At 59.9% G+C, this 24994-nt stretch carries 20 protein-coding genes; 5 read left to right on the top strand and 15 right to left on the bottom strand.

What is annotated here, in order from left to right:
* Positions 1-85: 85 nt before the first annotated feature.
* The 8 genes from L6R21_00850 to L6R21_00815 all read right to left on the bottom strand — a co-directional run bounded on the left by L6R21_00850 (position 86) and on the right by L6R21_00815 (position 9798).
* Positions 86-3742, bottom strand: a complete 3657-nt coding sequence (locus tag L6R21_00850; protein MCK6557723.1) for a PAS domain S-box protein — start codon at positions 3740-3742, stop codon at positions 86-88.
* A 361-nt stretch (positions 3743-4103) separates the two neighbouring features.
* Entirely contained in the window at positions 4104-4421 is a 318-nt protein-coding gene (locus L6R21_00845; protein ID MCK6557722.1) for a (2Fe-2S) ferredoxin domain-containing protein, read from the bottom strand.
* Positions 4422-4504: 83 nt separating this feature from the next.
* On the bottom strand, positions 4505-5284 hold the full coding sequence (ybgF, locus tag L6R21_00840; GenBank protein ID MCK6557721.1) for a tol-pal system protein YbgF: 780 nt from the start codon (positions 5282-5284) through the stop codon (positions 4505-4507).
* A gap of 100 nt (positions 5285-5384) precedes the next feature.
* Positions 5385-5936, bottom strand: coding sequence for a peptidoglycan-associated lipoprotein Pal (gene pal / locus L6R21_00835; protein ID MCK6557720.1), 552 nt, complete (start codon positions 5934-5936; stop codon positions 5385-5387).
* A 102-nt stretch (positions 5937-6038) separates the two neighbouring features.
* Complete coding sequence (locus tag L6R21_00830; GenBank protein ID MCK6557719.1) at positions 6039-7331, bottom strand: Tol-Pal system beta propeller repeat protein TolB; 1293 nt, start codon at positions 7329-7331, stop codon at positions 6039-6041.
* A 127-nt stretch (positions 7332-7458) separates the two neighbouring features.
* Positions 7459-8163, bottom strand: coding sequence for a TonB family protein (locus L6R21_00825; GenBank protein ID MCK6557718.1), 705 nt, complete (start codon positions 8161-8163; stop codon positions 7459-7461).
* Positions 8164-8660: 497 nt separating this feature from the next.
* Positions 8661-9068, bottom strand: a complete 408-nt coding sequence (locus tag L6R21_00820; GenBank protein MCK6557717.1) for a biopolymer transporter ExbD — start codon at positions 9066-9068, stop codon at positions 8661-8663.
* On the bottom strand, positions 9013-9798 hold the full coding sequence (locus L6R21_00815; GenBank protein ID MCK6557716.1) for a MotA/TolQ/ExbB proton channel family protein: 786 nt from the start codon (positions 9796-9798) through the stop codon (positions 9013-9015). Before L6R21_00815 ends, L6R21_00820 begins: the two co-directional genes overlap by 56 nt.
* 318 nt (positions 9799-10116) lie before the next feature.
* Here L6R21_00815 and L6R21_00810 point away from each other — a divergent pair, with 318 nt between their 5' ends.
* Positions 10117-10875 carry an ROK family protein gene (locus tag L6R21_00810; protein ID MCK6557715.1) on the top strand — a complete coding sequence of 253 codons (759 nt, stop codon included), beginning with the start codon at positions 10117-10119 and terminating at the stop codon, positions 10873-10875.
* A 69-nt stretch (positions 10876-10944) separates the two neighbouring features.
* Here L6R21_00810 and L6R21_00805 read toward each other — a convergent pair whose 3' ends face one another.
* Positions 10945-11142 (bottom strand): hypothetical protein, encoded by a 198-nt coding sequence (locus tag L6R21_00805; GenBank protein MCK6557714.1) that lies wholly within the window; start codon positions 11140-11142, stop codon positions 10945-10947.
* Between the two features lie 621 nt (positions 11143-11763).
* Between L6R21_00805 and L6R21_00800 the strand changes: the two genes are divergently transcribed.
* The 4 genes from L6R21_00800 to L6R21_00785 all read left to right on the top strand — a co-directional run bounded on the left by L6R21_00800 (position 11764) and on the right by L6R21_00785 (position 19439).
* Positions 11764-12519 (top strand): isoprenyl transferase, encoded by a 756-nt coding sequence (locus tag L6R21_00800; GenBank protein MCK6557713.1) that lies wholly within the window; start codon positions 11764-11766, stop codon positions 12517-12519.
* A gap of 30 nt (positions 12520-12549) precedes the next feature.
* A complete protein-coding gene (locus L6R21_00795) occupies positions 12550-17322 on the top strand; it encodes a translocation/assembly module TamB (GenBank protein ID MCK6557712.1) in 4773 nt (1590 codons plus the stop codon).
* 89 nt (positions 17323-17411) lie between these two features.
* A complete protein-coding gene (locus tag L6R21_00790; GenBank protein ID MCK6557711.1) occupies positions 17412-18497 on the top strand; it encodes a hypothetical protein in 1086 nt (361 codons plus the stop codon).
* Between the two features lie 174 nt (positions 18498-18671).
* Entirely contained in the window at positions 18672-19439 is a 768-nt protein-coding gene (locus L6R21_00785; GenBank protein ID MCK6557710.1) for a glucose 1-dehydrogenase, read from the top strand.
* Between the two features lie 346 nt (positions 19440-19785).
* On the opposite strand, the gene L6R21_00780 is transcribed toward L6R21_00785, so the two are convergent.
* From L6R21_00780 to L6R21_00755, 6 genes are read right to left on the bottom strand one after another with little or no spacing between them, the layout of a single operon-like run.
* Positions 19786-20808 (bottom strand): hypothetical protein, encoded by a 1023-nt coding sequence (locus L6R21_00780; protein MCK6557709.1) that lies wholly within the window; start codon positions 20806-20808, stop codon positions 19786-19788.
* Positions 20809-20844: 36 nt separating this feature from the next.
* The gene (locus L6R21_00775; protein ID MCK6557708.1) at positions 20845-22506 is read right to left on the bottom strand and encodes a tetratricopeptide repeat protein; all 1662 of its coding nucleotides are present in this window, start codon (positions 22504-22506) and stop codon (positions 20845-20847) included.
* A gap of 7 nt (positions 22507-22513) precedes the next feature.
* Positions 22514-23464: a substrate-binding domain-containing protein gene (locus tag L6R21_00770; GenBank protein ID MCK6557707.1), complete on the bottom strand. Its 951-nt coding sequence runs from the start codon at positions 23462-23464 to the stop codon at positions 22514-22516.
* Positions 23433-23663 carry a hypothetical protein gene (locus L6R21_00765; protein ID MCK6557706.1) on the bottom strand — a complete coding sequence of 77 codons (231 nt, stop codon included), beginning with the start codon at positions 23661-23663 and terminating at the stop codon, positions 23433-23435. The genes L6R21_00770 and L6R21_00765 overlap by 32 nt, the downstream gene beginning before the upstream one ends.
* A 5-nt stretch (positions 23664-23668) precedes the next feature.
* Entirely contained in the window at positions 23669-24403 is a 735-nt protein-coding gene (locus L6R21_00760; protein MCK6557705.1) for an energy transducer TonB, read from the bottom strand.
* Between the two features lie 14 nt (positions 24404-24417).
* Complete coding sequence (locus L6R21_00755) at positions 24418-24987, bottom strand: biopolymer transporter ExbD (GenBank protein ID MCK6557704.1); 570 nt, start codon at positions 24985-24987, stop codon at positions 24418-24420.
* Between the last annotated feature and the right edge of the window lie 7 nt (positions 24988-24994).

The following is a 24994-nucleotide window of genomic DNA, read 5'->3' as shown; positions in this document are numbered from 1 at the left end:
CCTGTGTCTTCGCCCGATTGCCGAAATTCCGGCAGAGCGCTGATATTTCTGCAGTCGGTCGCAACGCAGTGCGTGCTGCAAAGGGCTACCCCCGGGCCTTGAGCGCGATGAAAGTCACATCATCGTGCTGCTGGCTGCGTCCGGCCCACTGCTCACCGGTGCGTACAAAGTGTTCGATGATCTGCGGCGGTGCGAGCGTTGCCACCCCGGCGAACGTTGCTTTCACGCGTTCATATTCAAACAGCTCGCCGGCGGGATTGAACAGCTCCGGAAAGCCGTCACTCATGAGTAGAATGGTATCGCCGGGTGCGAGCGGCACGGTTCGCTGTTGATAGGGAAACTCATAGCTGCCGCCCAACGGCATGGCTTTGAGCGAGATTTCTTCTATCTCGCCGGTCGCCGCACGGTAGTGCAACACCGGCGGCATGCCCGCGGAACAGACTTCGAAGTGAGAATTCGTGCAGCGCAGAATCTGCAGCGCCATGTAATGCCGGGGGAGATTCACGCGCTTAAGCCCGGCATTCAGTTGCTTGAACACGGTGACGAGGTCGGTCTCGTGGCGGAGCGTGGTCAAAATGCTTTTGGTGGCGGTCACCATCATGCCGGCATTGAGGCCGTGGCCGGTGGCGTCGCCGATCACGACGGTGAGCGTGCCGTCTGCGCCCACATGAAAGTCATAGTAGTCGCCGCCGACCTCGGTGGCGGTTTTCATGTAGGCATCGATTTCCATGTGCGGCAGTTGCGGAATTTCCTGCGGCAGCATGGCAAGCTGCATTTGCCGGGCTTTTTCCAACTCTTCGCTCTTGCGCCAGTTTTCTTCGGCGAGCAACGCCTGCGTGCGTTCCAGCTCCGCTTCTGCCTGCCGGCGTTTGGTGATGTCGCGAATGATGCCGGTGACAAACTGACCTTCGTCGGTTTGCCAGGCGGCAACCGACAGCTCGATGGGAAACTCCCTGCCGTCCTTGCGAATGGCGTGCATTTCCACCACGCGGCCGATGATATTGCGCGCGCCGGTGGTGAAGAACCGTTGCATGCCCCGGTGATGCTGCGCGCGATAGCGCTCGGGCATCAGCATCGCCAGCGACTGGCCCAGCGCCTCGCTCTCGGAATAGCCGAAGATCGTCTGGGCGCGGCGGTTCCAGTACATGATCTTGCCGGTGCGGTCGGTAGTGATGATGGCATCGTTGGCCGACTCGGCAACCGAGCGAAAGCGCGATTCCGAGCGGCTGAGATGGTTTTGTGCCTGCTGCAGATCCTGCAGCACATGCTGCAATTGCTCGTTCTTCTGGTGCAGCTCGAGGTTTTTTTGCAGGGTGATTTCCGCTTCGCGCAGTGCTGCCTTTTGCTGCTCTTTTCTGATCAGGCGCGCACGCTGGGTGCGATCCACCACGAAGACGCCGGCGGCCAACAACGCCAGGTAGCCACCATAGGCCCACCAGCTCCGGTACCAGGGCGGCAGCACGGTGAAGGCAAAGCGCGCTTCCCGGCTTTCCTGGCCGTAGAGATTGCGAGCGCGCACCCGAAACACGTAATCGCCCTCGCGCAGGCCGGTGTAATCTTTTTTCGTATCGCTGGTCCAGTTCGACCAGGCCCGATCGAAGCCTTCGAGCAGGAACTGAAATTGATTGACGGCGCCGGCTTCGAAGCTGGCGGCGGCACAATCAAAGCGCAGCGAGTTGAGAGGGTAATCCAACCTCGGCGGATAATCCGGCGGCCGGCCGCCGTGGAAGAAAATCGAATCAGCCTGCGGTGAAATCGTGGAAACGCGGCGAATCAAAGCAGGGAAGTCGCCGGCGGCGGTGACCGCGATCTGCGGCGCATAGCGCGCGACGCCTTCGGCTCCGCCAAACCAAACCGTGCCGTCCGCCTCGGGATAGATGCTGAACACATCGCCCAGATCATGCAAGCGCGCGAACGGTTGCTCCTGCCAGCGATAAGAGCCATCGGCTTGCGGAAACGCGCGGCCGTTCAGGGCCTGCTTCCCGCGACCGGCGATGAGCCAAACCGCGGCGTTGGCATCTTCCTGCATGCGAAAAATCCAGCAAGAGGTATCCGCAAAGGCAGCGCCGAAAGTGGAATCCGGCAGGAACCGCTGTGCCTCTGCCTCGAAGCAGCGCAGCCCTTTTTGCGTGGCAAACAAGATTCGGCCGGCAATGCGCGCCGCGCTGATGCGGGTGTTGGGCAGGCCGTGCGCCTCACCATAACGAGTCACCGGTGCCTGCAAGGCTCCGGACTGCAACGCGGCGGTGGCCTCATGCAGGTCGACGCGCAACACGCCTTCGAATTGCGTGCCCAGCCACAACTCGTCCTCGCTGGTTGCCGTGATGCTGACAATCATCTCGTCGATGCCTTGCAGCCGGCCGAGATCATGCCATTGTCCGGCGCTGCGGCGCAAGGCGGCAAGGCCTTCATACAAACCGACCCAAACCAGCGAGCTGTCCTGCTGCGATCGCCACAGGCAGGTGGCGCCTGACCATTTGGTGTTGAGCAAGGTGGCACGGCCCGGTTGGATTTGGTAGACGCCGTCATCGGTGGCCGCCAGCAGATCCTCGCCGGCGTCCAACAAATACCAGGAATGCGTTGCAATGCCCGGCACTTCGGCAAAACGCGGCGCGACCGACACAGCAGTCGCAGCCACGTCAGTAGGCAGCAAGTGCAACACCCCGCGATGCGTGGCGGCATAAAGGCTGCCGGCATGCCGCAGCAGGTGTTCGACTGTGCTTGCCAAATTTGCGCTGGCGGCAAAGCGTGAAAACGGACTGGGCACTTCCACGTGAGCGAGGCCATTGTTCAACGCCAACCACAGCCCGCCGCGCCGGTCCGCGTGAACAAAATGGACGCGATCATCGCGCAAGCCCGCGGCCTTGTTCACCACCTGGCAGAGATTGCCCTGGCGGTCGATGATTGCCACGCCGCCGCGCAGCGTGGCCAGTGCAATGAAGCCCTCCGGCAAAACGGTGGCGTGATAGAGTTGCTGCTCACGCAAGAAGGTTTCCGCCGCGGTGGGAAAGGGCGTAATCGTACGACCGTCATACACAAACAAGCCGTGCGCCAGGGTGCCGAGCAAGGCCTTTCCGGGTTCGAGCGGCAGCATGGTGAGAAGCGGCCGGTTGGCAAACATTTCACCGCCGCCAACCAGGCGCAGCGAATCGGTTTCCAGCTTCATCAACCCTTCGCCGGGCACGCGCACGAACAGGGTATCCTGCACGGCAAAGGCAAGATGAAAGCGATCTTTGGGCCGCCAGACTTTCATGCGACCGTTGCGCCAACGCAGCAGAGAATCGAAGGTCTGAAAATAGACATCATCGCCAATCACCAGCGTGCGCCATACGTCTTGAAAATCGCGGTGCTCCGCGGGAATGCTGTCGCGCAAGGAAACGTAGCGCAGCCGGCCGATGGCATCTGCCGCGAGATAGCCCAGCTCGCGTTGCGCGCCGAGGTAGATGCGTCCCGGCGCAATTGCCAGCGAGCGCACCGCCGTGTCGTTGATGGGAATGCGCTCCCAGGAGACGCCGTCGTAGATCAACACGCCATAATTGCCGGCATAGATCACGCCGTTTTCATCCTGCGCCAGGCACCAGTTCTGCGGTGTTGCCTGGTATTCCTGCGGGCTGAAGTTTTGCAGATAGGGAACGCCGGCTTCCTGCCAGACCGGAACTGCGGCAGTTTGTGCGCGCAGCAGTGCAGCCACCGGCAGCAGGACGGCGATCAAGTGCAACGAAAATTCGAAACGGCGCATCATGCTCACTGTCACTTGCGGTTGCCTCATTTTGGTGGCCGCAATGTAAACGATTTCACGCGAGATTTCTACTATCCCAAGGGATGGTTCTGGAGGTGAACGGAGGGATGCGCGCGCGACGGGATGCGCGGGTTAAGCACTGTGGGCGACGCGCTGAAAGAGGCGCCAGTGGCTTCGCGTCTTGAAGGTGGGAATTGGTTACCGCCGGTGTCGGGCAATGCCGGGGCCGGATGAGCAAGGGAGGGACAGCACGCTGGCGAGAACAAAAACTGAAATCGTGGATTTCTCTGCAAATCGAAAAACCCGCAGAAAACGTTCTTGCTTTGCAGAGCCAACCAGCCGGCGGCGCTGCCGGCTTTTTCTCCTAGGTTTCCGGCACGCGCAGCCGCTCGACAATTTTGCCGCCGAGCAAATGCGAGTCGATGATTTCGCTGACATCCTGCAGCGTCACTTTTTGATACCACACGCCTTCGGGATAAACCACCACGGTCGGCCCGGACTCGCACAAGTCCAGGCAGCCGGCCTTGTTCGCGCGCATGCGGCCCTTCAGCCCGCGTTTGTGCAGCTCTTCTTTGAATTTTTCTGCCAGCGCCAGCGAACCTTTGGCGGCACAACAGCCTTTGGGGTGGTCCGGCGGCCGCTCGTTGGTGCAAATGAAAATGTGGCGTTCGAATCGGGGCATGGTGAGGCACTCCCTCGCTGCGGGTTCATGCCGCATGGAAAATCCGGGCGCCGGCGGCGGTGCTGGCTGCCGGGCGCCGTGATTCACTCCTGCAATTTGACGCGCGCCAATTCCGCTTCCGCGGAGCGCGGGAATTTTTTGATGACATGTTCGAGCAAAGTTCTGGCTTCGGCGTTGCGATTCAATCCCAACAGCGCGTAGGCACGTTTCAGCATTGCGGCAGCCAGTTTGTCGCTGGTGGGATATTTGTCCGGTACTTCCGCAAACTCGGCGGCGGCGCGGGCATAGTTTTTCTGGGTGTAGTAGCTCTCGCCGATCCAATACTGCGCATTATCCGCCAGCGTGCTTTGCGGATACTTGCGCAGAAATTCCAGAAAGCCTTCCCGCGCGAGATCGATCTGGCCGCGCACCAGGTCCTGATACGCGGTATCGTAGAGCTTTTGCGCGGCCTCAGCGTTTTCGGGGATTGCCGTCGCGGCGGGAGTTTCTGTGGCCGTGGCCGCCGGCGTCGATGGCGTGGCAGCCGCCTTGTCGCTCATCAAGCGCAGCTTGCTCGGCATGCTGGCCAGCCGATTGTCGAGATCGTCAACCCGGTCGCTGAGAATGCGAATCTGATCGGCGAACTGATTGAGACGAAGCTCGTTGTCCGCACGCAGACGCAGGAACGATTCATCGGCTCTGCCGCCGGCCATTTCGGCCTTGGCCGCCGCGGTGCGCAGGCGCTGCACGTGCAGGCGCAGGGAATCCACCTGGGCGCGCAACGAGGCATTGTCCGACTCCATGCGCCGCATTTGGCTCGGCGTGAGGCAGGCGCTCAACGCCAGGCACGCGCCTGCCGAGAGAAAAAGCTTGAGGTTTCGCATATTCTGGTCACCCATGGCAATGCGTAACGCGAAGGTGGCTGCCGCAATCCCGGGCCGAAGCCGCGCCAAGCACGCTGCGGCCGGGAGCGGCGGGCGCCGGCTATTGATTCTGAATCACGAATTCCGCGCGCCGATTCTTGGCCCAGGCTTCTTCATTGCTGCGGGCATCCAGCGGCCGTTCCTTGCCGTAGCTGATCGTGCTCAGCCGCGAGCGTTCGACGCCCAGAGAAACGAGGTAGTCTTTCACTGCGTTGGCGCGCTTTTCACCCAAGGCCAGGTTGTACTCGATGGTGCCGCGTTCGTCACAATGCCCGGCGATGCGCACGTTGAGCTCGGGCCGCTCGCGCAGGGCACGGGCATGCCCCGCCAAAACGTCGCGGGCGCTGGCAGTGAGATCGTATTTGTCGTAATCGAAATTGACATTGGCCAGCATCAGGGGACGGGGCGCCGGCGCTTCCTCACGTTCCACCGCCGGCTGCCGGGCGGGCGGCGGTGGCGGTGGCTCCTCGCGCACCGGTTCTGGCGGTGCCGCTTCGGTTTGTTGCACGATCTGCTTGCCGCCGCCGCAACCCAGGTAACCCACGGACACAAGCAACAACAGAACCAGTGACAATAGCGGCGGCCAGCCGAACTTGCTCGAACGAGACAACATGCAAACCTCCTTGCAGTTTTGACGTTGACGACTAGTCTCTCTCTAAAAGTCTCAATGCGCTCGAACGCAGACGACGGTTTCTCTTTTCCTAAAACCTGAGAGTCAATCCCGGCACGCGCTGTTGAGATCGGGCCGGGAATTGTTTGACCACGCCGGGCTGGTGCAGGTTCCCTTGTGGGTGAGGCGCCGCACATTTTGCCCGTTCCACTCCATGCTGTAAATGTCGCTGCCGCCGCTGCGCGTGGAACTGAACACGATGCGATAACCATCCGGCGACCAGGCCGGGTCTTCATTGCTGCCGGCCTCCGCGGTGAGTTGGGTGAGATTCTCCCCGGTCACCTCGATGGTGGCGATGTTGAACCGGCTGTTCAAACGCGATACAAAGGCGACCTTATCCCCCTTGGGAGACCAGGCCGGCGAGTCGTTGTAATCACCGACGTAAGTCAGGCGGCGGACGTTGCTGCCCTCGGCATCCATGATGAAAATCTGCGGCGTACCCAACCGGTCGGAGGTGAAAGCCAGCTCACGGCCGGTGGGCGACCACGTCGGCGAGGAATCGACACCGGGATGATGCGTCAGCCGGCGCAGACGCTTGCCCTCGGCATTCATCACATAGATTTCAGAATTGCCCTCGTGCGTCGAGGCAAAGGCAATCAAGCTGCCATCCGGCGACCACACCGGCGCGGTTTGCAAACCGGTTTGGGTAAAGGCGCGCACCGTCCGTCCCGTCACACCGTCGACCAGCACGAGGTCGGGATTGTCCTGCCGGTAAGACGTCAACGCCAGCAGCCGCGCGTCCGTGGACCAGGCCGGCGTCAAGTTGAGGTTGCCGAAACCGGTGAACTGCCGCACGTTGGTGCCGTCAAAATCCATCACAAAAATCTCCTTGCTTTCGCCGACTTTGGCGGTGAAGGCAATGCGGCTTTTGGCAATACCGTTTTCGCCGGTGAGCAGGTTGACGATGTCATCGGCAAGGCTGTGCACCAGCAGGCGCAGGTTGTCGCGGCAACCTTGATAGCTCTTCTGCGCCAGCGGCCGGCGCGAGTTGCTGTCGATCAAATCCGCTTCCAGCTTGACGCGATCATTTTGCTGCGTCAGCCGCGGATGCACTTCCAGGCGAAACGGCTGCGCGGGGCCGCGGCTGGCAATTTCCAGCCAGGGCGAGTCGCCGGCTGGCGCTTCATCGCTGCGGAAGGAAGCAATGACGCTCGACATCCACAAATCGTTGTCGAGAACATCGAGTACGCGCGTGGCGTCTTTCGGGCTGGCCTGCTGCAACGGCCGGCACTCCTTCAATTCCACCGGAATGCGCGCGAAAGTGTTGGTTTCCACGCGCAGGTAGACTTCCGACTGGGCGACAACACGGCAAGGCAGCAGAGCAAGCAGGCCGATCATTCCGGCCAGCAACACGAGGGGGTGAGTCGTGCGCCGGCGGCCGGCAGCAATTGCACGGCGACGAGTCGAACGGACACAAACAGGCAGGCGAGATTCCAGCGTCATGATTCTGGCAAGCAACAGTGAGTTACCAATTCGCGACAAAATCAAAATGAACGCCCAGCGTTTCCAGGCCGGAGCCTTCCGGGAGTTGCGGCAGAGGGCTGGCGGTTTGCACCGCGCGCAAGGCCGCTTGATCAAAAGCAAAATTGCCGGAGGATTTTTCCAATTCGCTCGAGATGACGCGGCCTGATTTCGCAATCACAAAATGCACGGTGGCGAGAAACTGGCCACTGCCGCCATAGGGTGGACGCCAATGGCTTTCGATGCGCAATTGCAGCAACGCGATGTAGTGCGGAAAGGCAAAATCCGGCACATCGAGTTTGGCGACGCCACTGACTACCGGACCCTCTTGACCACCGCTGGCTGGGGCAGCGCCGCTGCTGGTCGAAGGCTCCCGCGAAATCGTTGGGGCTTTCGCGGGTGTTTGCGGCTTTGGCGTCTCCTCCGGTTTGGTGGCCGGTTTTCGGGGTTCCGTTTTCCTGGGAACGGCGATCTTGCTCGGCACTTCTTTGGTCACGGCCGGTTCCGGGCGGGGATTGATCACGGCGCGCGGCGCGGCTGCTGACCGCGGCTCGGTCGCTGCGGAGCTGCGTTCCACGAAGGTGGCGGTCAGCACACGGGGATAGCCGCGTGGCGCCGGCCTTGAGAAGCCGAGCAGAAAAATGGCCAGCAGCAACACTGCGTGCCCGGTCACGGAAAGGAGGGCGGCTTTTTTTTCGAATGTTCGCATGTGTTTTCTGCCCGCAGAGCTGGGGTGCTTTCACCCAAAATGTTCCGGCAACGGCTTGGCCGTTACATCAAAATCTTCGCAGTTTCCACAAGACTCGAAGTTTGAGAAACCTCGGCTCAGCCGAGGTTGGAGCACTCCCCAACTCAAGCATGTTCCGGCTACGGCTTGGCCGTTACATCAAAATCTTCGCAGTTTCCACAAGACTCGAAGTTTGAGAAAACTCGGCTCAGCCGAGGTTGGAGCACTCCCCAACTCATGCATGTTCCGGCTACGGCTTGGCCGTTGCATCAAAATCCTCGCAGTTTCCATAAGACTCGAAGTTTGAGAAAACTCGGCTCAGTCGAGGTTGGAACATCTTCGGACAGTTACTCTCCAGTGTCCGTCCCAAAAACCCCACCGCCCGGGCGCTTCATCATGAGCAAAAGCGAGTATTACATCTGACTTGTGCACGCTTCAGGGCCAGGCGCCTGGGCGGTCACTTGATTTCCGGATCGATGCTATCTATTCTTGGCGGCCAGCGGCTCCAGAATCAACCCCACGTTTTGGATGCCCGCCTGCCGCACCATGTCCATCACCGCGACAATCTTGCCGTATTCGGCACGCGTGTCCCCCTCGATCAACACCGGCTGGTTGGGCGCATTCTTGAGTTTGGCAGAGATACTCGCGCCGATGCCGGCCAAAGCAGTGCGCTCGCCGTCCACGAACGCTTCGCCGGTGCGGCTCACCGTCACCACGATGGCGCGCGGCGGTTGCGGCTGCGGCGCGATGGTGCCCGGCAGGTCGACTTTGACGCCCGAGCGCATGAACGGCGCGGCGATGATGAAGACAATCAACAACACGAAGGCGATATCAAGAAGCGAAGTGACGTTGATGTCCGAGACGATCTTCGTTTTTGAGTTTCTCACGGTGGACGACGTGGTTGAAGTAAATGGCCAGTTCCGTGTTGAGGCGGGCGAAATCATCTTCGATGCGGCTCAGGCGGGCCGAGAGGAAATTGTTGCACAGCAGCGCCGGAATGGCGACCAGCAGGCCCGCCACCGTGGTGACCAGGGCCTCGGCGATGCCGGGCGCGACCACCGACAAATCGGCGCTGCCGCCGGCCTGGCCGATGCTCAGGAAGGTGTGCATCACGCCCCAGACCGTGCCCAGCAGCCCGAGAAACGGGCTCAGGCTGATTGACGTCGCCAGAAAGGGAATACCGGCCGCCAGGCTGGAGATTTCCGTGACGCTGGCGGTTTGCAGCCGCAGGTTGACGTCCTTTTCGATGGCCGGCAGCACACCGTCCATCGCCAGGTCGAGTTTGCGGCCGCGCGGCGACTTAACCGGATCGAGATAGCCGGCGATGGTGACAAAGCCTTCTTCAAAAATGCGACCCACCGGCCCGCCGATTTCCTTCACCGCGGTTTGATAAACCGCCGCCACCTCCGAATTCGGCCGCAGGCTGTGCAGCAGCCGCAGGAAATCGGTGGTAATGCCGCGGAATTGCCAGTATTTGTTGATGGTGATCGCCCAGGTGATGATGGACAACAGCAGCAAGCTCGCCAGAATGAGCTTGGCAAAAAGTCCTGATTGAAAAATGAGCGAGACCACACCCTCTTGCCGGAACAGTGGTATGAGTAGGATTGCGGAGATCATGCCGTCCGATACTGATCTGGTTGTGACGAAGTTTCCGATGGCAGCGCCAGCAAGTCTATGCAACATGCCATTCAAATGCAAGAATAATTTCCCCCAACCGGCCGCGGTTGGCGTAGAAAATCATGTCTCATCTTTGATTCCTGCAGCCGCTTGCTTATATTGCCGCCACTTCACCGCGGCGGGCGCCGGCCAATTGAGAATGCACATCCGGGATCGGCAGCCGCCGAGGTGCCGCAGCCAACGACTCGACAACCGGTTTTTCCCGCGGCTTTGAAGAAGCGTCATGACCCCGCAGACCGCACACTTTCTGGAGGCACCATGGAGATTCTCGGCATTGACATTGGCGGCACTGGCATCAAAGGCGCACCGGTGAACCCCAACACCGGCAGACTGAGGAAAGAGCGTTTGCGTTTGCTCACGCCCAATCCAGCCACACCGGCAAAGGTCGCAAAGCTCGTGCAGGAGATGGCGCAGCATTTCGCGTGGCAGGGCGCGATTGGAATCGGCTTCCCGGGCGTGGTGCAGAACGGCAAAGTGCTCACCGCCGCCAATCTGGACAAAGCCTGGGTCGGCAAGCACGCGGAGAGTCTGTTTCGGGAGGCCACCGGCTGTGCGGTCACGGTCATCAATGATGCCGACGCGGCCGGATTGGCGGAGATGCGCTTCGGCGCCGGCCGCGGCCACTCCGGCAAAGTCTTGCTGCTCACCCTGGGTACCGGCATCGGCAGCGCCTTGTTCGTGAACGGCAAGCTGGTGAGCAACACCGAGTTTGGCCATGTGCAAATCCGTGGAAAAGCAGCGGAACGCCGCGCCTCCGATCAAGTGCGGGTGCGCAAGAAACTGAGCTGGAAGAAATGGGCGATGCGCGTGCAGGAGTATCTCGATTACATGTCCCTCCTGCTCTCTCCGGATCTGGTCATCCTCGGCGGCGGCGCCGTGAAAGACTACAAGAAATTCGCCAAGTACCTCAAACTGGCCGCTGTGATCAAACCGGCCGAGAGCGGCAATCTCGCCGGCATTGTGGGTGCGGCGCTCGCGGTGCAGGCGGCCAGCAAGAACCGCCGGCCGCCGCGCTGAACGCCGGCAAACAAAAAAGGCTGTTACCGCCACCGGCAACAGCCTTCGCGAACCGCCAATCTTCTTCATTCAATGAATGCTCTCAGCTTCACGCAAACGGCCTTCCAGCACGATGCGATAGGTGCCGGTTTGATGATCGACACTGGCCAGCGCGGCATTCCAACGTTCCGAATCACTCAGAATGGTTTCCAGATTCTCTTTGAGCGCTTCCGAAGATGGGGGTAAGATTTCAATGAAATCAAGCTCGCGGGATTTGAATTTGAACATGGGTAGACCTCCGTGTCAGCATGGTTCAGTCGAGCAACCTGAGAATTGAAGTGACTGCCCGGCTCTCTGCCAGCCTGCCCGCCTCGTCCTGGAGTTGCGCAGCGGCAGCGAAGCCCGGAGTGCTTGCTCCGATACACAAGAGCAAAAGCGGCTGTCAATAAACAAAAAGTTGCCGCGATGCGCAAGCTTTTTTCAGAAATTTATTGTTTTTCAGCCAAGCGGGGCGGTGCGCAAAGTTACGTTGTCTTAAAGTTGTTGCGCAGGCAATGTGCTTGTCGCTACCTCATGTTATTCCGGCAGTTTCGTGCGCTGCGGGGCGCGCGATAAATCCATGCTGCTCAGAGTATTACGGCTGTGACTTGCCCTTCCCCGGTAGCATGGAATTCTCCTTGACTTTGAATGAACCAACGAGTATGTTTCGCAGCCATGTTGGAATCACAAAATAACCTCCAAAACTTAAGCGAGTTACGAGTAGCGTCCATGAATGCGGAAGACAAACAGGATGGTTTTCGCCCGGCGATTTGGCGGGGTTCTGAAGACAGCAAAGCAGACCAGGAGGTCTGGGATGAATATATCAATCGCCTGAAGCGGGGGCCGCTGCCTGAGCATGTTGCCATCATCATGGATGGCAACGGTCGCTGGGCAAATCTGCGCAACCGGCCGCGCGTACACGGCCATCGTGAAGGCATCAATTCCGTACGCGAGATCGTGCGCGCCAGCGGCGAGTTGGGCATCCGCTACCTCACGCTCTACACCTTTTCGACGGAGAACTGGAGCCGGCCCAAAAGCGAAGTTGCCGCTCTCATGAGTTTGCTGGTCAAGACCATTCGGGAAGAGATCGAGGAGCTCAATCGCAACAACGTCCGCCTGATGACCATCGGCCATCTGCATGATCTGCCCTATGTCGCCCGCGCCGGCATGGAACACGCCATGCGCGCGCTGGGCAAGAATACCGGGTTGACCCTCAATTTGGCGCTCAGTTATTCCAGCCGCCAGGAGCTGACGGATGCCATGCGCCGCATCGCCGCCGAAGTCAAGGCCGGCCGCTTGAACCCGTCAGCCATTGATGATGAACTGATCAAGTCCTTCCTCTACACCTCTGAGCTGCCAGACCCGGATTTGTTGATTCGCACCAGCGGTGAGCTGCGCGTAAGCAATTTCCTGCTGTGGCAACTGGCCTACACCGAGATCTACGTCACCGAAGTGCTGTGGCCGGACTTCCGCCGCTGCGAATTCTACGAAGCGCTGCTGGCTTACCAAGGCCGCGAACGCCGCTTTGGCCGGGTCAGCGAACAAATCATCTCTGCCGACCTCGAACCCCATGGCATGCCGGCGGCCCAGTTCGCCGCCGCTCCGGTACCGCTGGATTTGGAATAGCTCCACATAAACTCATCACGCCTGTCGGCCATGAAGAAACGACGCCGGCGCTTGCTGACGGCGGCCACTCTGGTGGTCGCCGCTCTGCTTGGCCTCGCCGGGTGGAAAATCTACGCCAGCCGCCCCCTGCTGCAGCGCATCGTCGTGGAAAAAATCGAGACGACGCTCGGCGGGGTGTTGCTCTATCGGGATTTGCATCCCACCTTCAGCGGCGTCGACCTGCGTGACCTTTCCTTTCAGCCCCATGCCACCGCCGGCAAAATCGCCTTCACGCTGCACGCCCGGCAAGTCTCCATTCGTGTAAATTATCTCGCGCTGCTGCGTGACCTGTTCGCGCCTGCGCCGCGCGTCATTCAAATCGCGGTGTTTGAGCCGGTGCTGGCGATCTCGCCGGCGCGCTCCTCCCAGCCGGCCGCACCGGCGAAGCCGCCTGCTCTCACGCCGCCGGCCGCGGCCCGCCCCGCGGTGCCAGCCACTGCCGATTCACGTTCTCCGGAAACTGCTGCGCCAGCAGCCGCGGCCTCGAAATATCTCATCATCGAAAACGTCGAGATTCATCACGGCCGGATCACATTCGCCGACAGCGCACTCGCGCAACCGGCCCTTACCATCGTAAATGACATCAACGGCTGGATGCACGCCTGGGGCGAGTCGCAGGCGCAGGTGCGGCTGCACGGCAACGTCCAGCATCCCAGCGCCGCGGAACTGACGCTCTCCACCGCCATCGACATGCGGCGCGTCGCGCTCGATTCCATCCGCCTCGATATTTCCGATCTGCAGTTCAAAGGCCGGTTGCCCATTGGCTTGCCGGGTCGAATGGAAATGGCCGGCGGCACGCTCGGCGGCAGCCTGGTCTTCGCCCGCCACCCGGCGACGACGCCGGAGTCGGTTGCAGACGAAATCGAAGTCGGCGGCCATTTGCATCTCCGCCACGGCAAATTCCTCTACGCGTTGAACGAGCCGGTCAGCCCGGCCAAACCGCAAGCCTCCTCCTGGCTGGATCGCCTCAGCCACAAGCTTGCCGCCCTGACCGGCAACAATTTGATGAAGCATGTGGCCACCTCCCTGCAAACCGCGCCACTCGTCATTGCAGACGCCAGCTTTGATGCCACATTACAAGACGGCAGCCTGACCATTGCCAACGGCAGGCAATTGGTGAATGCCCAACCCATGCATTTCAGCGGCAGTGTGCAACTCGGGGAGCTGCCCTTTTGGATGGCGTCGCTGGGGCGCGGCAAGAATCCCTATGCCCTGAGAATTGCCGCCGAGATGCCACCGGCAGATTCCCTGCAAGCCAACCAATCCAATCTGGCAGTGCGCGCGCCGGCACTCAATCTGCATTTTGGTTGTGACTCTCTTGCGCTGCGCGAGTTTTTGGCGCCCTTTCTGCGCGTCGCGCGCCCGCCACGCACCGGTCAGGCTGCTCCCCTTACCGGCCTGGCTGCAATTCATGCGAGCATCACCGGCACTTTCTTTTCTCCGCACATTCAAGCCAGCCTCGCCAGCCCGCTCGCGGTGATCGGCAGCAAGAGGCTGCGTGAAGTGAAAGCTCAATTCGAATATGGCGCCGAGCCGGCGGACACGGTCGCGGCCGGCGCGAGCGCCTCATTGCGCTGGCGCGGCAGCGGCATGATTGATCTCGCTCACGAACGTGCCGCGCCAGCGCTGGCGCCGCCGCCGGAATTTCAGTGGGAAGGCTGGGGCAATATCGATCTCAGCGCGCGCCAGTTGCCGGTGGCCGCAACCGTGGTGGTGGAAGGCCGCTTGACGCCGCTGCTCTCGCGCTTGCTGGCGCGCCGCGGTTTCAAATTTCAAGACAACGGCCCGGCCAACGGCAGCGCCGGCCTCGTCTCGTTGCCGGCTCTGCCGCAAACGCGCATGGCCAGTGTGGCGCAGATCTCCGGCAGTTTTTGGCAGCCGTTGCTGCAGGGCCGCATGTCGCTCGAAGTGCAACGGCCGGACCAGCCGGCCATCCGCTGGCTGGGCAACTTTGCCATGGCGCACGACACGCTGCGCCTGAGCGCGGCGCTGCCGCAGCAACCCGGCAAGGTCAATGCCACTTTCTGGCGGCTCGGCGCGCGGCCGATGTTCAAAATCGAAGGGCTGGAAGTCGAGGCGCTGCCCGTGCTCTTCGGAGAAAAAATCTCGCGCTCGCTGCTGGCTGATCTCGATGTTGATTTCAACCTCGAAGGCCACACCGACAGCCTCAACATCGGCCTGGAGGTGCGCCGCAAGAATTCGCCAAACAGCTTTCTGCGCGTGGTGGGTTACATGCTGCCGCTGTTGCAGGGCGAGCGGGTCACCTCCGGCTATGTCAAATTCTTTCCGGGCCGGCCCAATGAGTTCATCGCCAACTACACGCTGCACGTGCAGGACAGTCTCTTCCGCATCACGGATTTCCGCTGCGAGCCCTGGCTCAATGCCACGCTCGAAGTGCAAACCGGCAGCCGCCGCGAGGTGAAAGGCGGCCTGCGCTTGTCCGGTGCGGATCTCAGCCGCTTGTTGAACGGCGCTGCGGGCGACAGCGCGGCTTGGCGCGGCAAGATGTTCGGGGAAATGCAGCTCAGCGGCCGCCTCGACGATCCCCGACTTGCCGGGCACTTCTGGCTGTTCGATGGTTTCTTTCATGAAGTGGGCAATCTCGCGATCAGCGGTCAAATCAACGCGGACCGCAGCGGCTGGCAGATTGACAGCCTGCAGGTGATGAAAGACAACCGGCCGGGCCTCGCGGCCGAAGTTGGCTATCGCCGCAGCGACCGCCGGTTGCAGATCGATGTGCGCGGGGGAGAAATTCGCAGCGGCGAATTGCTGCAGGCGCTCACCGGCATGCCGGCGCACAAATTCGACGGCGAGGCCTCGCTCCGGCTCAACGCCGACGGCCCGGCCGCTGATTTCTGGAGCGAAAAAGGCGTGCCGCTCTCCGGCGCGCTCGCCGTGCGCAATGCCAGCGTGTTCGGCATACGCTTCAGCGAGCTGAGTGCTGATCTCGAGGACAACAGCCGCGACCAGCAACCGCCGGCGAGGCTCTCCCGCCATGGGATTTATCTGCCGCGACTGCGCCTCAGTAAACAAGACGTGCTCTCGCTCGCGGGCGAAGCCTTTCTGCCGTTCAGCGGCGAAGCCGACGTGCGGGCCTCGTTTGCCGGCGGCGGCAATCTGCTGGCGATCCTGCCAGAGGTGAGCAATTGGTTCAAACCGGGCGCCTCCGGTCAAAGCCAGCTCAGCCTCAATGTGCGCGGCCCTTATGGCCGCTTGACGTTGTGCAATTCCCGCTTGAGCCTGCGTGACGGCGCCCTTCCGATGGCGCGGCTGGCGCGCGAAATCACCGGCATCAATGCTGAGATTGCCATCGATGGCCGCGGCACTTTCATTGCGATTCCCTTTCTGGAAGCCCGCCTCGGCGAAGCCACGCTGTCGGTGCGCAACGTCGAGCACCTCGCGCCGGTGTTGCTTGCCGATGCCAGCGGCGCCGGCATCGACGCGCTGGCGGCTGCCGGCGGTCCCGGCTGGGAACCGCTGCAGATCGGGAACTCCTCCCTGCATCTCGGCACCATTTTGGCCAAGTCCTCGGAAAACGGTTTGCCGTTGAGCATTCCGGGGTTGATGAAGAAGCATGAAATCGGCCGCTTCCGCTTGACGGGCTTGGTGGATTCCACCGCCGTGTGGGGCGATGCCGATGAGTTCATGATCGGCGGGCCGTGGGACCATCCGCGCGTGCAGGGCCGCGCCGTGCTCGAAAACGTCGAGTTCCAGTTTCCTTTCATCGAGGAATCCGATCCGGTTTTGCGCCACCTGCTGCGCCGCATCAACTGGAACGTGGTGGCGGAAAGCCGCAAGGACAATCACTACGTGCGCGCCATTCCCACCGCCTTCAACGATGTCTATATCGATCTCGGCGTCGATGATGCCCGCAGCCGCTTGCGTTTCGCCGGCATCGTGGATGACACCACCTATGGCGAGAATGCCTTTCGCATCGAGGGCAGCGTGCTCGCCACCCGCGGCGAGGTCGAATATCTCGACATGAACTTCGAGGTCGAGGAATTCGGCGCAGAATTCGACAAGAGCCAACTCTTCCCCATCGTTTATGGCCGCGCCAAAACCGTGGTGCGCGATTCCACCAACGCGCCCTACAATGTCTACCTGACCTTGGTGGCCATTGACCCGGTCTCGGGCCGGGAAGAGCCGCGCGGCCGCTTTCAGCACGCCGTATTCAAACTCGTTTCGGATCAGCCCAACCTGCTGGGAACCGGCCAGGAACAGGTGCTGGCCTCGCTGGGCTATTCCGTGGACCGCCTGGGCGAGAAAGCCACCGAAGCCGTGGGCATCGGCACCGACAATTTGATTTTGCGGCCGTTTCTGCGGCCAGTCGAGCGCGCGGTGCAGCGCACGCTCGGCCTGGACGTGGTACGCTTCAGCTCGCGCTTCACCAGGAATTTCCTGACGACCAACCTGTCCAGCAATTCCTCGGCAAATACGCCCACCCTGCCCGATGCCCGGCGCTCGTTGTTCCGCAGCAGCCGGTTGACGGTCGGGAAATATCTGCTCGACAATCTCTATCTCTCCTACATCGGCCAACTCGAGAGCGGCGCCGAGCAGGACAGCGCCACCGCGATCGCCGGCCAACCGCTGCCGGATTTGGAGTACAAACTGCAACTGCGCCACCGTTTGGGATTGGAGTATCGCCTGAATCCCGACATGTTGCTGCAAGTCGAGTATGACTTCGCGGATGAAAACGTGCGTTCCGATCGCAGAATCTGGTTGCGGCATTCCTTCCCGGTGGAGTTTCCGAAGGAGGAGAATTGAGGCAAAGTACGGAATTGGGATGACTAAAGCGTAATCCGCCGAGACCAAAGAGCCCTCAGCAAGGATATATCAAACACTGGAGCATGAGCATGAATCACACTTTGTTGCGTCAACATATTCAACAATTCATAAGAGCATCAAAGAAAGATCCTCAGGAATTTAACCAACATCTCAAGGATCGCCTGGACTTCACAGCTTACTACCAACAATTCACGCGAGACAGAATCCTTGCGATGACACCTGAGGAAATTTACGAATATATTTCGAAACTTTGGGCCATGTTGATTTGGGGGAATAAACATTACGTGGTTGACAAAATAATTGAAGACAACGGTCTGGCGAATCTTCGAAAGAATCTTGCCAATTTGGTCTGGGGCGAAGCTGACATTGCTGAGAGATGGGACATCTTCAGAAGCGAAATCAAAGGCATCGGACCAGCCATGATCAGTGAGATTCTCTGCAAAACCCATCCCAATGAGTTCATGTTGTGGAACAGAAGAGCGTATGTGGGCTTGCATTATCTATCTATCAGCAAACTTCCAAGATATGACTACCAACTCACTGGCGACGTTTACAGCTCACTTTGTCAAGTCTGCAAGGAGATCGCCCAAGAATTGAAGAGCGCGGGTTTTGGTGATACGACTCTACTCGCAGTCGACTACTTTATTTGGTTTGAACTCCAGGTCGAAGAAAATCTCAGTAAGATTCACTCGAAGAGAGACAATGATGAAGTGACAGAAGTTGAACCGGCAGAGACATCGAAGTTTATTCATGATGATATTCGAGACAAGTTGAGAGATATAGGCCAGTGGCTTGGATTCACTGCAAAGATTGAACAGAAAGTTTCCGAAGGGTCAAAAGTTGACACCATTTGGGAAGCAACAATCGGGAATATGGGACGTGTGATTTATGTTTTCGAAGTCCAAACGAAGGGAAGTATCGATAGTCTTATTCTGAACTTGCTTAAGTCACTCAATAACCCTGCGGTGCAGGGTGTTGTCGCCGTATCAGATAAACAGCAAATTGAGAAGATCAAGAACTATGTGCAAGATGTAAAAGACCTGAGGGATAAGCTGAGATATTGGGACTATGAGGAGATTTCGAGAGTACATGAAAGTCTCGAACAAGTGAATTGGAGTATCAACAACCTGGGATTGGTTCCTCAAGGGTTCTAATCTGGACATCTCTCGCACGACTGGCCTACTGTACTATTTTGGTTTCAGCATGCAGGCGCGTCCCGCCAAAGCGGACCGGCTCGCCGTTGCATTCCGCACCTGGTGGACCTTGCCAGACAAACGACAATCCGCAGGACGCCTCACCCTCTCACCATCATTCACCTCAGTCTTTCCATGCAACAGAATACGCGATTCGATCTGACCGGCAAGGTTGCTTTGATCACCGGGGCCAGCAAAGGCATCGGCGCGGCCATTGCCCGTGGCTTGGCTGAATGCGGCGCCCGCGTCGTCGTGAGCAGCCGCAAACTGGAAGCAGTGGAGGCCGTGGCGCAAACGCTGCGGCAGGCCGGCCACGAGGCGGCCGCCCTGGCCGCGCATATGGGGCGAATGGAAGAAGCGCGCGCTTTGGTGGACCAGGCGCAGGCCGTGTTCGGCGGACTCGATATCATCGTCAACAACGCGGCCATCAGCCCGGTGCTCGGGCCGTTGCTCGACCTGGAAGAAGGTCTGTTCGACAAGATCATGGCGGTGAACGTCAAGGGCCCGCTCGAGTTGTGCAAGCGGGCTTATCCGACGCTGGCGAAACGCGGCAGTGGCGCCATCATCAACCTCAGCAGCGTGGGCGCGATTTCACCCGAGCCCCTGCTCGGCCTCTACAGCGCGAGCAAAGCGGCGCTGGTCACCTTGACGAAGGTGATGGCGCGCGAATGGGGCCGGGACGGCATTCGCGTCAATGCCATCTGTCCGGGCGTGATCAAAACCCGCTTTAGCGCCGTGCTTTGGCAAAATGAAGAAATCGCCGGCCGCGTGTTGCAGCAGCAGGCGATTCCGCGGCTCGGCGTGCCGGAGGATGTTGTCGGGCTTGCGATCTTTCTGGCCTCTGACGCCGCGGCGCTTTGCACCGGCGGAGTATACGTGGTGGATGGCGGGCACACGATTTAGTGCGTTGCGACTTCACTTTGGCCATCCTGCCTCCTCGCGGGGCAGGGTTGCGACCGCGAATCGGTTGGCTTCAACAGCGGTTCACGAGGGTTAGAAACTCCTTCCGGTCCGGGAAGGCTCCCACCTCGGTTGAGCCGAGATTTGGAGAACTGCGAGAGTCGAGGAAACTCTGAGGCTTTGCTGCAACGGCGAGGGCGGGGCAGCAACATAATCTCACCGCCGCCCGACGCTATGGCGTCCGCATCCCGGAGCAACAATAAAAAAAGCCGGAGGCAATCATGCTTCCGGCTTTTTCATTCGTGCGTGCTGCTGAGCTGGAACGCTCAGCTTCGGCGGGGCGGACAGCCTACTTGATCTTCAAAGAGGCGACGACCTTCTCGAACGCGGGCAGAAAATCCGCACGCTTGGTCTGGTCATAGTTCATGATGAGGCGGTAAATCTTGTCGTTCTTCACCACGAAGTAGACCCGGCTCTCGACGCCGCGCACCGGTGAGTAGTTGCGATAGATGGCGGGGTTGCCGTCGATGGTGGTCTCGCTCTGGCCTTTGCCTTTGAAGAATTTTTCGTTCTGCGCGAAGACTTTGTCCACGGTCAGGCCCTGGGCCGGCAACACATCGAGCTGCACGGTGCAATCCTGGCGGTAGCCCTTCAACTGCAGGGAGAATTCCGCCGGCGCTTTGGCGCGCAGCAGGTTGGGGCTGAAATTGTCCGGATGGCGCAGGCTGAGGCGCTCGTTGGAGAACTCGATGAATTCCGCGGAGGGCAGGCTGGGGTCAGCGGCTGCCGCAGCCGCTTGCTTGCTGGGCAGCTTCAGCGTGGCAAGCAGAGTATCGATGGCGGCGCGATACGGCTCATAATAGTCGTTGAAAGCGGAATATTCGACGGTGTACAGCACGGAATCTTTCAACGCGATCACATGCACCACGTGTTTCTTCGTTTCCTTGTCATAGGCGCCGCTGAACACGATCTGCTTGGCGGCGGTGCTGTCGATGATTTTGTCATCGACGGACTTGATTTGGAAACCCTCGGTTTCGCGATCCTGCTTGAAGGAGTCGGCATATTGCGCGAGCGCCTGCACGGAATCCAGGCGCTGATAGCTCACCGCTAGCTGCGCGCCGTCCTTCCCGGTCTTGGAAGTGGGATTGTAAAACTTGTCAATGACATTGGGATCACTTGCCGAATAGATATTGACCTTGCCGCCTTCTTCCACGATATGCCAGCCGGTGGGGTAGCTGAAGGTTCCTTTGAAGTAGGGGTTCTGATACCGTTCATAGCCCGTCACCGGCGGAATATCCGGTTTGGACGAGCAGTTGTGCAACAGCAACAGGGCAAACAACCCCGTCAACAGCCTGCCAGTCATCTTGAACATAAAACCTTCCTCCTTGAGCGATCGATCAACCAACGGTTATTGTCCCAACAATTTCAGCCCTTCCAACGCGTCTTTGTGTCCCGGATTCAATTTTAGCACCCGATTGTATTCCCGTTTCGCCTCTTCCCGCTTGTTCTGCAGGGCGAAAGCTTGCGCCAGCCACAGGTGGCTTTGATAGTCGTTATCATCGAACTTCAGCGAAGCGAGCAGGTAGTCTTCGGCTGCGGGATATTTCTTCTCCAGCAGGTTGAGAAAGCCGAGCTGGCGGTTGGCCTCGGCCAGTTCGGCGCGGTATTTCTCGCGCGCGCTGTCGCCTTGCGCGATCACCAGTTCGTATTGCTTGCGCGCCTCCTGCACGGAATCGACCTGGCTCAGACACAGGCCGAGGGAGTTGCGGCCGCGCAAGTATTTCGGCTGCAACTGCAGGGCTTTGCGCAGGCCGGCGCGCGCCTCATTCCACTGCCGCAGCGCCATCTTGCAGTTGGCGTAATTGATGTAGGTGCTCGCCATCGCCGGCGAATCCGGATCCTTGACGAATTCCTTTTCGAACATGTTGGCGGCGATATCGAATTTCTTCAAGCGCATGTAGAGCGCGCCGATATCGCTGTACAGGTTCCACTGGTTCGGGTCTTTGGCGACGACTTTTTCGTAGGTGAGGGCCGCGAGTGAATCCTGCCTGGTTTCGGCATACGACCGGCCCAACCGCTTCAGGTCGTCAACGCTGAGTGTGTCCGCCGCGCTCAGCCGCTGGTAGCTGACAATCGCCGCCGGGTAATCTTTCAGTTCCGCCTGCGAAGCCGCCAGCACGCGCAACGCGCCGGTGGCTGTGGGATCCTTCTGCAAAACATGTTGCGCGGCCTCGGCCGATTCTTGAAACTGCCGGCTTTGGAACATGGCGTCCATGTAAAGCAGCCACGCTTCCTCCACCTGCGGGAAGCGGCGCACATGCGTCTTGAACACCCGCGCCGCTTCACGCGGCAATTTGGCGGAAACGTAAATCTTTCCCAGTTCAAAGAGCGCCGCCTGGTTCGTCGTATCCAGGCCGGTCAAGCGCTCATAGGTGCGCGCGGCTTCGGTATAGCGCCGTTCCTTGTAGTAGGTTCGGGCGAGTTTGTGATAGAGCGCCGCCTGCAGCGAATCAATCTCCAGCGATTTCTCATACTGCAGGATCCCCATGCCGGCACTTCCCATTCTGGCATAGGCATCGCCCAAGCCTTCGTAGGCTGCCGTGTTTTTCGGATCAGCTTCCTTCGCCAGCGTGTATGCCGCCACCGCCTGCTCAACCGAATCGGCGGCCAGGTAGACTTCGCCGAGCTGCGCCAGCAGGGCCGCATTGTTCTTGATGTTCTTGCGGCCGTTCTTCAGAGTTTTGAAGGCGAGCGCAAAGTCTTTCTTGGCAGCCGCGCCCTTGGCGACCAGAATGTATCCCAGCGGATTCTTATTGTCAATATCTATTACTGTCTGGCCGGCAGCGACTGCGGAATCGGGCTGGCCGGCCTGCAGATGCGTTTCACCGAGCAACTCCCAGGCGGCCAAATCCCGCGGGCTGACAGCCACGGCTTGGCGCAAGAGAGCCAGCGCTTCATTGGTTTTGCCCCGGCCCAGCAGGGCTTTGGCCTCGGGGACCTTGCCCTGGCTCCAGGCTGCGGTGGCCACGCTGAGCACCAGGAATGCGATCAAAGGAGTGTGTCGTTTCATTACGCCTCTAATCCTGTTTGAGCTGAACCACGCGCACGGGCATGGTGGCAGGAACCAGCCCGGCGTCCAAGATGATTTTCTGTCCGGGGCCGCTGGCAACGAAGGTGATGAAGCCGGTGGCGACGCTGCGGCCTTCTGCCGTCCAATAGAAATAGACCGGATAATGCAGAGGGTAAGTGCCGTTGTAGATGTAGGCCTGGTGCAGTTGCACGGGCCGGCTGACGCCGGTGGAGTCCACGTTCTCGACCGCCAGCACGCGCACCGTGGTGGTGGAGTCATACGGCACGGGATGGCCGAGGCTGTCCGCCAGACAACTCAGCGAGACCACCCCGACAGCGCGCGGGTGCGTCGCGACATACTGCAACACCTGATTTTGGTTGGCAGCAAGACGGTTGGGGATGAAGTCCTCTTGCGAAGGGAAAAAATTCTTTTGCAGCAACTCATAGGGGCCGGAGTTGCGACCGGTCAGGCAAAGGTCAATGGCGCCGGACCAATTCGATTCCGGGATCTGGCTCCAATCGCTCGCCTCCCGCCGCAAGATCATCGCAACGGACTGCCGCGAAATGCCGGTGATGGGGTTTTGCCGGTGGGTGATGATCGCTAGTGCGTCCTCCGCAATGCGCAGATTGATAATCTCGAGCTTGGCCTCCTGCACCACCTGCTCTTCTTCCTCGTTGAACTTCCGGTCGATCACAATGACGCCGACGCTGTCGTTGACCAGATGCACGATCGCCTCGCGCGTCGAGGTGGCGTGCACGGCCACCCTGCCTTTGGGATAAAGGCTGTGGAAGCGCTCCGCCTCGCGCTGCATCAGGCGGTAATGGGATTCATTGACCAACATCACCGCCGCGCCTCGCGTCGGATTCTCCGTCTCTTCCAGAGAGCATCCCGCGAGGCCGGCGAGCACAAGGGCAGACCAAAGTATTCTATTCATCATCTCGATAAGATCGCGCCGCATGAAAACGCATCATGACTAAACGGTAAACGCCCATTAACAGCGCCACAATGCCGAACATCACCCGCATTTGAATCGGAATGTAGGCCGGCAAAACAGACAGGCTCGGGAACAGGAGCCCCAGGAAGATCAGGAACGCCAGCCCGAGCGTCACGACGACGACGGTGTAGGCCAGCAGGTCTGCAATTCTCAGCTTGGCCACGAGAATCACTTTCCCGCCAGCTTGAAGCGGAACGGAATGGAGATCCACACCGAGACCGGCCCGTTTTGCTGCAACGCCGGGGTAAACACCCACTGCGTGGCGGCATCGATGGCCGCTTGATTGAAAATCTCCGCGTCGCTCTTCTGCACCACCGCCTTGCGCACTTTGCCTTCTTTGTCAACCCAAACCTTCAGCCACACCGTGCCTTCCAAACCGGCCTTGCGGGCGATTTCCGGATAGGTCGGGCTGGGCTTTTTGATGGCAACCGGTTCCTTCTCGAACGGCACAAAGTCCGGCGGCGGGCCGTCCTCTTCGATTTTGATATCCTGCTCGAACACAACTTCACCGCCGGTGCCCGTGCCTTCCCCGATCGGACCAACGGCCTGCGCCATTTCCTCCTGCGAAGCAAAGGATTGTTCGGGGCTGACTTCCGCATCGGGCACCGGCACCGGAATGCCGACGCTCGGCCGCACCGCGGGCGCAGAGACAGCGACCGCGGGCGCCGCGCTTTGGTTGGTGAGCGAGGGCGGCGGGCCCAGTTCGCTGTACTTCATGATGCGAACCGTGACCGTCGGCTCTTCCTCTTCCGGAAACAGCAACGGGAGGCCGTAATAGGCGCCCAGGGCGGTGCCGTGAATCGCCGCGGCAATGAGGAGGCCGCGGATGACATACTTCTTGTAGACCCGCACCAACTCCGGCGCGCCATAGGGAAAGAGTTGTTCCAACAAAACATCCGCCATGTGATTCTCCCTGGTTATGGACCAACGGCTAGCACCGGCGGGCCGGTATATCCAGCTTTTTCCATGAGCTTTTGATCTTCGGGCAGCATCGGCGCAATGCTGAAGCGCGAGATGTTGGCGAGATTCAGCTCGTCGATGATGTCCACCAGCATGGTGTAGGTGCCTTCCCGGTGAACCTTGATCAGGGTGATGAGTTTGGGATTCGAGCGGTTGCGCTCCTCCATCAACTGGCGGAACTTGGCGAGCGCCCGGGTCTTCTTCTCCGGATCTTTCAGATCCGTGCCCAGCACGATGGCTTCCGGCACGTCATTACCCATGCTGCAGTAAACCGTCCCGTCCGGCACGATGCGCACCGTCATTAGGTTAGACTCCGCCACGTCGACTTTGGATTCGTCGGGCGGCAGGTTGATTTCCATCGTCTGCGGCTTGCTGAACACCGTGGTCAGCATGAAGAACGTCAACAACAGGAAGGCAATATCCACCATCGGCGTCATATCGATGCGAATGCCCAGGCGGCGTTTTTTCTTGTGTTTCTTTCCGGCCCGAGCGTGACTTCTCGATTCGCCACTTTCAACTGCAGCCATAGTGAAC

The sequence above is a fragment of the bacterium genome (assembly GCA_023150945.1).
In the GTDB taxonomy this organism is placed as follows: Bacteria; Zhuqueibacterota; Zhuqueibacteria; order Zhuqueibacterales; family Zhuqueibacteraceae; genus Coneutiohabitans.
Note: the sequence above shows the minus strand (reverse complement) of the source record. Positions and strands in the feature narration are given on the sequence as shown.